The sequence below is a fragment of the Desulfobacter sp. UBA2225 genome, assembly GCF_002348205.1.
GTDB classification, from domain to species: domain Bacteria; phylum Desulfobacterota; class Desulfobacteria; order Desulfobacterales; family Desulfobacteraceae; genus Desulfobacter; species Desulfobacter postgatei.
On sequence record NZ_DDYV01000104.1, the window covers coordinates 1 to 8,994 of the forward strand.

At 49.5% G+C, this 8,994-nt stretch carries 9 protein-coding genes; 4 read left to right on the forward strand and 5 right to left on the reverse strand.

All coding sequences use genetic code 11. The features are described 5' to 3' along the window. A partial coding sequence (locus B3D59_RS05610) for a potassium transporter TrkG (RefSeq protein WP_286818320.1) occupies nt 1–362 on the forward strand: 362 nt, incomplete at its 5' end. A 12-nt stretch (nt 363–374) separates the two neighbouring features. Further along, nucleotides 375–1,034 carry a potassium channel family protein gene (locus B3D59_RS05615; protein WP_286818321.1) on the forward strand — a complete coding sequence of 220 codons (660 nt, stop codon included), beginning with the start codon at nt 375–377 and terminating at the stop codon, nt 1,032–1,034. 16 nt (nt 1,035–1,050) lie between these two features. Here the strand turns inward: B3D59_RS05615 and B3D59_RS05620 are convergent, their stop codons facing one another. Genes B3D59_RS05620 through B3D59_RS05640 form a run of 5 tightly spaced genes read right to left on the reverse strand, consistent with a single transcriptional unit; the run spans nt 1,051 to nt 6,567 of the window. Beyond that, nucleotides 1,051–2,172, reverse strand: a complete 1,122-nt coding sequence (locus B3D59_RS05620) for an ABC transporter permease (RefSeq protein WP_286818322.1) — start codon at nt 2,170–2,172, stop codon at nt 1,051–1,053. A gap of 2 nt (nt 2,173–2,174) precedes the next feature. Further along, nucleotides 2,175–3,317 carry an ABC transporter permease gene (locus B3D59_RS05625; RefSeq protein ID WP_286818323.1) on the reverse strand — a complete coding sequence of 381 codons (1,143 nt, stop codon included), beginning with the start codon at nt 3,315–3,317 and terminating at the stop codon, nt 2,175–2,177. Beyond that, on the reverse strand, nt 3,314–5,149 hold the full coding sequence (locus B3D59_RS05630; RefSeq protein WP_286818324.1) for an ATP-binding cassette domain-containing protein: 1,836 nt from the start codon (nt 5,147–5,149) through the stop codon (nt 3,314–3,316). The genes B3D59_RS05625 and B3D59_RS05630 overlap by 4 nt, the downstream gene beginning before the upstream one ends. Nucleotides 5,150–5,173: 24 nt before the next feature. Continuing rightward, the gene (locus tag B3D59_RS05635) at nt 5,174–6,208 is read right to left on the reverse strand and encodes an efflux RND transporter periplasmic adaptor subunit (RefSeq protein ID WP_286818326.1); all 1,035 of its coding nucleotides are present in this window, start codon (nt 6,206–6,208) and stop codon (nt 5,174–5,176) included. Nucleotides 6,209–6,216: 8 nt separating this feature from the next. After that, nucleotides 6,217–6,567: a CerR family C-terminal domain-containing protein gene (locus B3D59_RS05640; protein WP_286818330.1), complete on the reverse strand. Its 351-nt coding sequence runs from the start codon at nt 6,565–6,567 to the stop codon at nt 6,217–6,219. A 208-nt stretch (nt 6,568–6,775) separates the two neighbouring features. Between B3D59_RS05640 and B3D59_RS05645 the strand changes: the two genes are divergently transcribed. Together B3D59_RS05645 and B3D59_RS05650 are read left to right on the forward strand one after the other, a co-directional pair. Next, nucleotides 6,776–7,528 carry a DUF4412 domain-containing protein gene (locus B3D59_RS05645; protein WP_286818327.1) on the forward strand — a complete coding sequence of 251 codons (753 nt, stop codon included), beginning with the start codon at nt 6,776–6,778 and terminating at the stop codon, nt 7,526–7,528. 386 nt (nt 7,529–7,914) lie between these two features. After that, nucleotides 7,915–8,781 (forward strand): macro domain-containing protein, encoded by an 867-nt coding sequence (locus B3D59_RS05650; RefSeq protein ID WP_286818329.1) that lies wholly within the window; start codon nt 7,915–7,917, stop codon nt 8,779–8,781. Nucleotides 8,782–8,994: the final 213 nt, after the last annotated feature.

Here is an 8,994-nt window from a genome sequence, read left to right on the forward strand (position 1 = left end):
AACGGGTGAATCTGTTTAAAAAAAGCATTCCGGATGAAACCGTTCGCCGCGCCTCAACCCTGATCATAGTCTCGGTTGGCATCATCGGCATGGTATTGTTTATGATTCTTTCAGAAGGGGCTATCACCGGGCGAAGCCTTGGTGGAGAATTTCTGCCTTATCTCTTCGAAGTGGTATCTGCCTTTGGAACCGTCGGACTCTCTCTCGGGGTCACAGCGGATTTAAGTGTATGGGGGAAATTCTGGATTGTTATAACCATGATTATCGGCAGGGTAGGGATTTTAACCTTCTCGTACATCATCATCGGGACCAATCCGACAAAAGGTTTTGAACGGGCCGAAGAGAACATGATGATCGGATAAACAGGAGATACAATGAAACGATTCACAGTGATAGGGTTAGGGAATTTTGGATTTTATGCGGCCAAAGCTTTATACGAGGACGGTAATGAAGTCATTGCCGTGGATATGGATAAGAACCGCGTGCAGGCAGTGGGTGCGCATTGCACCGAAGCGATCTTCATGGAGGCCACGGACAAGGAAAAATTAAAAGCCCTTGGCCTGGAAACCATGGACGGCGTGATTGTATCCACCGGCACCAAGATCAGCGTCAGTATCCTGATATGCCTCCATCTGCACGAGATGGGGGTCAAGCAAATTTTGGCAAAAGCTCTGGATGATGATCACGCCAAAATACTTAAAAAAGTGGGTGCCACTAAAATCATTCATCCGGAAAGGGATGTGGCATTGCGGATTTCCCAGAGTTTATCCCGACCGAATATTATGGATTTCATTCCTCTTTCTGAAGGGTTTGATCTTGTACACATAGAACCGCCGGCAGAATTTATCGGAAAAACCTTGAAGGAGATCAACCTGCGGGCAAAGTTCAATGTTTATATTATCGCCATTAAAGAATTGGTTCCTGAAAATTTTGTTTTGGTGCCGCCCCCTGAATTTATGATCAAAGACAGTGATCTGCTCATGATGCTCGGAAAATCCGTGGATATCAAACGGATTAAGGCATTAAAAGGATGAAATTACCATAAATCCATTATACTGATCGACGTCTGAACAACCAGGCTGCCAGGGGCAGGGTGACACTCGCCATGATCAGTAACGGCCAGATCTGGGACCAGACCATTCCAAGATCCGCCCCCTCAAGAAAGATTCTGCGAAGGGCTGTGATGATGTGGCGCACGGGATTGAGCATGTCTACCTGCTGAAGCCACATGGGCATGTTTTCCACGGGTGTGGCAAGCCCTGACAAGGTGATCGCAGGCATCAGGAATAGAAATGCGCCTAAAAGCCCCTGCTGCATGGTGGTGGAGAGGGACGACACCAGCAGGCCGACGCCCACGATGGTGGTGATAAAGCATAAAAGGGAAACCATAAGGGCGCTGATCGTTCCCCGGAAGGGAATGTGAAACCAGAGGACGGCTCCCCCGGAAAAGATCAGGGCGTCCAGCATGCCAAAGAGAATGCCGGGTATGGATTTGCCCACCAGGATTTCCACCGGACTGAACGGGGCCACCAGAAGCTGCTCAAAGGTGCCGAACTCCCGCTCCCTGGCAACGGAGAGGCTGGTGAGGATCATCACCACCACTGTGCTGATCACCCCGCCAAGCGCTGAGACCATGAACCACCGGCTGCTCAGGTTTTCGTTGAACCAGGCCCGTTCCACCAGGGCCAGCCCAGGCCCGCTGCCTTGGGCTATGCCTTGTTCTAAAAGGCTGTTATTAAAATTTTCCACAATGGTACCAAGGTATCCAATGGCAATCATGGCCACATTGGGGCTCCTGCCGTCGGCAATGATCTGGATCTCTACAGATCGTCCGGATCGCAGATTTTCCTCAAATTGAGACCCGATATGGATCACCAGCCGGGCTTTTTCATCATCAATGGTCTCTTCGACCTGTCCGGCATTTTCAAGATGCGCTGTGAGCCTGAACCGTCCTGTGCCTTCAACATCGGCCAGAAATGACCGGGAGAGAACAGACCGGCATTCGTCAAACACGGCATATCGGACATTTTCCAGGTCAAAGGTGGCGGCATAGCTGAAGATAAAGAACTGTATAATGGGCGGCGCAATCACCACAAACCGGCTTTTTGGATCCTTCATGATGGTGAGAAGTTCCTTTAATATCAGGGCGGTCAGGCGTCTCAGGGTCTGCATGATTACTCCAGTCTCTTTGATATTTTGCGAAAAGCCAGTCCCAGAAACAAAAAAGCCATGAATGCCAGCACCAGGGCATTGGGCAGCAGCACCGACCAGATATCCCCCGCGGCAAACAGGGTATGGGCGATGGTGACAAAATACCGGGCCGGGAAAATATAGCTGATGATCTGGATGAATTTTGGTGTGGATTCAAGATCAAATATCAGGCCGGAGAGAAAAAATGCCGGTAAATAACCGGCCACAATGGAAATTTGGGCCGCCACAAACTGGATGCGAATGGCCGCGGAAAGAAAAAGCCCGAACCCAAGGCAGGTGAGCATGAACAGGGAACTTAATCCCACAAGCGCACCCACGGAACCCCGGAAAGGCACTCCGAAAAGGGTTGTGCCCACCACCACGGACATGACCATGCCGAACATGCCCAGCAAATAATAGGGCACAATTTTTCCCAACAGGATCTCCACCTTGCGCAGGGGCGTTACCAGCATGGCTTCCATGGTGCCACGCTCCCATTCGCGGGCAATGACCAGGGCCGTCAGAAGGATGCCGATGAGCGTCATGATCAAGGTGATCAAGCCTGGAATCAGAAAGTGTCGGCTGATGGCAGCCTCGTTGAACCAGATGCGCTGGGATATGGAGACCAGGGGAACCACGGCGGTTTGCCCCCGGGCCACCCGTATGGATGCCCATTTGGCACCAATGGTTTTCATATAGCCTTCAATGAGCCGGGCGCGGTTGGCGTCGGTGCCGTTGATGATCAACTGGACCGGGGCCCTGTATCCTGTACCGGTTCCTTCAGCCGCGCCTTCAAGAATCGCCGTGAAATTATTTTGTAACAGGATAATACCTTCGGCCTTGCGTGCCAGCACAAGGGATTGCGCCTGGGCCATGCTCTCTGCAGTCGTTATTTTGAAATTGGCGGAACCGGCAAAGCGTGCCGCAAGCTCCCGGGACATGGGACCTTTGTCATGATTGACAAGCACCATGGGCACATGTTCGGCATCCAGGCTCACCCCATATCCGAAAATTATCAGCAAAACCATGGGCATGATCAGGGCCAGGATGATGGAGCTTGGGTCCCTTAAAATCTGGAGGGTTTCCTTGCGCAGCACCCCGAAAAGGCGCATGAAAAATCGGGTCATGACCGGTCCCCCTCGGAAAGAACGATAAAGGCATCATCCATGGTGGGGTCCGGGTTTTCCGGTGTTCCGGCCAGGCTGCGGATTTCCCCCGGTGTGCCCATGGCAAGGGTTTTGCCCCGGCTGATGATCACCATGCGGTCACAGTATTCCGCCTCTTCCATAAAATGGGTGGTCACGATAACGGTCACCCCCTGTTCGGCAAACCCGTTGATGCGCAGCCAGAACTCCCGCCGGGCAAAGGGATCCACCCCTGAGGTGGGCTCATCCAGAAACAGGATGTCCGGTTCGTGGAGCAGGGCCGTGGCCATGGAAAGACGCTGTTTGTACCCGCCGGGAAGAGTTCCGGCCGGTTTATCCCGCCAGACGCCCAGTCCGAATTCGGTATAAGCCCAGGCCATACGCTCTTTGAGCCGGTTGCCGGAAAGACCGTATGCCCTGCCGAAAAATTTAAAGTTCTCCTCCACACTGAGCTGGCCGTAAAGTGAAAACTGCTGGGCCATATATCCCAGGCGTGCCCTGGCTTTGGCACGGGATCGCCGCAGGTTTCGGCCCGCCACCCGGATCTCCCCGGATGTGGCGGGTAAAAGTCCGCACAGCATACGGAATGTGGTGCTTTTACCGGCACCGTTGGGACCCAGCAATCCAAAGATTTCACCCCTGCGGACATCAAGGGTGAGGTTGGAAACCGCCGTAAAATCACCAAACTTTTTGCATAGATTGTTTGTTATTACTGCCGCATCATCCCCGGATGACGGTTCCGGGATCCATGGCTTTTTCTGATCCGGTACAGGTCTGTGAAGCTGGGCATCGCCCCTTGGGATCAGGGCCATAAACGCATCTTCAAAGGACGGGGTTGCTGTTGTTATTGTGCCGGCATCCCGTTTGAGCAGGGTTGCAATTTTCTGCTTTCCAATATCTGGGGTGTTGCCGTTTTCCGGCAGTGACGCACTGTCAAGCACCACGCGCACCCGCCCGGACCTTATGGTGGCGTCTGCAATGCCTTCCCGTCCGGCCAGCCGGGTGTAAATCTGTCTGGCCCGCATCTGGTCATCCGGGGCGGCCAGGAATACCCGGCCCTGCATCCCGGCTGTAAATTTGTCCGGACTGCCCTGGTCCAAAAGCCGACCCTGATGAAGCACCTTAACCTGGTCGCAGCGTTGCGCCTCATCCAGGTAGGCTGTGGAGACCAGAACCCCGATCCTCTCCTTTTCCACCAGTTCATAGACGATTTTCCAAAGTTCCCGCCGGGAGACCGGATCCACCCCCACGGTGGGCTCATCCAGAAGGAGCAGTTCAGGGGATTTCACCAGGGCGCAGGCCAGGCCTAATTTTTGTTTCATGCCGCCGGAAAGGGCACCTGCGCGTCTTCTGGTATACGGGGCCAGATCGGTCATGGCCAGCAGCTTGTCAAAGCGGTCATGCCGCGCTTTTAACGCAACCCCCTGGAGGTCTGCATAAAGTCTTAGGTTTTCGATTACGGTCAGGTCCTGGTACAGGCCGAACTTCTGGGGCATATACCCCACGCGGCTCTGGATTTCCAGGCTGTGCTCAACGCTGTCAAGTCCCAGCAGGGTCATCTGTCCTGCAGTGGGTACCAGAAGCCCTGCGGCAATGCGGATAAGGGTGGTTTTTCCCGCACCGTCCGCGCCCACAAGGCCGGTCACCCGGCCCTGGAAAATTTTAAGACTAATCGCATCCAGGGCCGTGATTTTTTTACCGCCTGCGTTATCAAAGATTTTGCATACGCAGTTTGCATGCATCAGGGGCGCGTTTTCAACGTCGGTCTCCTTTGTTGATAATACCACGCTTACGCTGCTTACGGTGCTGTTCATATGCTATACCGCCGATTCCCGGGATCAGTTTGCAGGCTTTGCCGGAACATTCGGCCGGGCTTGGGTCTGATTGTCATTAATGGCAACGGTCACAGGGGTGCCCAGACGAAGAATATCTTTTGGGTCTTTGACAAAAACCCGGGTTTCGTACACCAGCTGGGTGCGCAAATCTTCAGTGGCCACGGCCCGGGGGGTAAATTCCGCCACGGGTGAAATAAAGCCCACCCATCCGTCCAGGGGCTGGTCGGGTAAAGAGTCCGTAAAAATTTGGGCGGTCATGCCCAGGTTGATTTTTCCCAGCATGGGCTCGGGGATGTATGCCCGAACCCATTTGGGATCGCAAAGCGCCAGGACAAAAGCGGGCTTGGAAGGACCTGCAAGTTCCCCCTGTTCAAGTATTCTGGACTGGATGATCCCGTCGGCAGGGGCGGTCAGGGTCATATCGGAGAGGCGCACCTGAAGCTGGTCAAGGCTTGCCCCCAGCGCATCAAGCTGATGGCGGGCTGCAGCGATATCCTCTTTGCGCGGGCCTTCAATGAGCAGGTCCAATGCTTTTTGGCTTGCTGATAACTGGGCTTGGTCAACTTTCAGCTGGGCTTTTGCATCATCATAGTTCTGGATGCTGGTGGCCCCGGACCGGGAGGTGGCCTGGAGGCGTTGTGCGGTGCGGGAGACATTTTCCACCCGGGCCCTGGCAGCCTGCACTTCAGACCGGGCCTGGTCGATCTCCTGGGAACGGTTGCCTGCTTCCAGTTTGGCTACGGTCTCCTGCTGGGCCGCGATTTGGGCCTGCAGCTCCCTGATGGCGGCATCAAGCTTTGCGGTGCGAAGTTTTGCCAGCACCTGCCCTTTTTTTACACGCATACCCTCTTCGACCAGCACCGTTTCAATCCGTTCCTGCTCGGTAAAGGCAAGGGATGCGTCGCGTATATCAATGGTGCCGTATATTTTGAAGGTGCCGGCATTTTCATCCTGTTTTTTATTCTGATCCTGCCAATAGATGTAAGCACCGGCTGCCGCGAGGATCAGTATGATGAGAGGGAATACTTTTTTTTTCATGATTATGATTATTTCCTTATGCTTGATTCGCTTGGCGTTGCAGTGATTGCCAGGGCATTGGCCACAAGCACCCTGCGGATCTCTTCCAGTTCTTCCGGGGAATATCCTTCAAGGTCAAGCCCCCGGACAATGGTCTCCCGGGCCACCCGGAAAATCACCACCTGGCCCATGAGTGTCATGGCTTTGAAGGTTGCCTGCCTGGGGTCGCATTCGCCGGATGCCGCCATGATCAGGGTGGACAACGCATTGAGCACAGGTTTCAGAAACCCTTCAAAAATAGTGTCATAGGCAGGACTTGGGAACATCTGCTCGCGCAGGATGATTCTGGAAACACGAGGCCCTTGTTCCGAACCGGCAATGAAATTATTTCAATCGATTGAATAAATCAAGTGAATAAATTATGGCAATCACATGTAAAACCACGGTTACTCGCCGATAAAATTGAAAAAATTTGCAAGCTTGTTCAGATAGTGCTAATTTATTTTTTTTACCATTTATGCAGATCTGGTTCTGCTAAACTTTATAAGATAAGCGCTGCAGAAAACACCGAATTCCAAGGGAGGGAATATGAAAAAGGGACTATTGCTGTGTGCCGTTATGTGTTTAGTGATATTATTATCGCAACAGTTTGCTTTGGCTGATATCTATCTCAAGCAAAAGCAACGAACAGAGGCATTTTCCATGATGGGCCAGGAACAACCTGCCCAGGAAGTTGAAACAGAATCGTGGATTTCCGACAGCGCAATGTGGACCCAAACAGGTGATAATGGGATTCTAATCAAAGAAGACGGCAGCATGATCATGCTTGACCACGTTGGCAAAACCTATACTGAAATGAACATGAATTACGAGAAAATGGCTGAAGCGTCGGGTGAAAAAATGGATGCTGAAGAGATGGCAGGCTTAAAACAACTCATGGGCAAAATGATGGATATTAAAATATCTGTAGAGCCAACCGCGGAAAAAAAGCAAATCAACGGTTACCATTGCCAAAAATATATCCAGACCATGGAAATGGGGATGGGAACAAATACATCCGTAATTTGGGCAACAACGGATATCAACGTAGATGCGGATGTTTATGCCAAATTTAGCGCATCAATACTCGCAAACCACCCGGGTATGGAACAATCGCTTGATAAAATCGTGCATGAAATGAAAAAAATAAAGGGTGTTCAGGTTCTAAATGAGTCTACTATGAATATGATGGGACAGGAGATGAAATCCTCGGTGGCGCTTTTGGAATTTAAAGAAGGTAAAGCGCCTTCCAACGTATTCTCGATTCCCAAAGGGTATACGAAAAAAGCCTTTGGAGATTAAGCGTTAGTAATATACAGAACCACATATTTTTTATTGCAATTTTAAGTAGTATCTGAGGGATGACTCTTCTGCAGATCCGATTATCCTTACTTTTCGGATGTTATCCCGTTAGATAACTGGACATGAAAGATAAACGGAAACCACACAACTACTTGTTCACGGCGGCTCCGCCGCCGAGAATCGCGGTGCTGACTTCGTCAAGCACCTGGCCCCGGCGCTCCGCGCCAGAACCAGGTGCTTGACCGGACACCGCACACAGATCATTCAGACTGCGTCTGCCTGATCGGCGCACGGCGCCGGTCAGCACCGCGATTATACTATTGATATTATATGATATAACAGCAAATAACGATGGGTTATCTCAAGCTAAAAGGAGATAGCTAATCATGAAAATAAAATATTTTGAAAGGTATAAAATGAAATATTTAAGCATGTTAAAAGATGGTTTTTTGACATTGTTTTCATTGATAGGGGCTTCGTGGACTGTAATTAAATTTATTGATTTTTTTTGGGGAAATACAATAAATTGGCATAAATCCAATTATACATTTATAATCAGTGTCGCTATTTCATTAGGGTATTCAATTTATGCCAACTTCCCGTTCAGAAAAATAAGAAAAAAAATCGCTGGGACTGAGGCATATTTAACAATAAAATATGGTGATATTTTAGAATCAAAAGAACATATTGCTGTATCTTCCAGTAATCTTTTTAATACCTCTTTGTCCATTATATCTGAAAAAAGTTTATTGGGCCAAATAATCAATAAGTTTTTTGAAGGGGATAATTCAAAAATAGAAAAGGATATAAAAAACAGTTTGTCAAAAATAACCTATGAAAAGATTGATGTCAGCAAAGGTAAAAATTTATCTTATCCGATAGGGACTATTGCAACTTTTGATATAAACAAAAACCAAAAAGTTTTTTTGATGGCAATAACAAAAATTTATGAAGAAAATGGAGTTGAAAATATAGAATCTAATATTTCTTATATCCATAAGGCAATAAATGAGCTTTGGGATAAAACAGACAAAGATGCAGACAACGGCATATTAAACATAGTTCCATTAGGCGCAGGTATATCAAAAGCATTTAACAGGACTGTAGAGTCAGTATTGTATATAATACAATCTTTTATAGACAGAGCTAAAAAGAAAAGACCATGTTCAGAGCTTGTTATATATTTAAGAAGGAAAGATATTTGTTTGGCAGAATATATGGAATTAAAGAAAATAACAAAATTCCTTGCATAGAAAACCGTATAACCCGTCGTTCAAGCGGATTGCGGGATAAACCCGCAATCGCTTAACTTGTTGTTCTCGGCGGCTGCGCCGCCGAGAATCGCGGTGCTGACTGCGTCCAGCACCTTGTCCCGGCGCCTATGGCGCCATGTAATTCTTGGGACATCTTACATAATCCCAATTAATTAAGTAAGATGTCCGTATGCCGTAACAACTGTAGTTCTA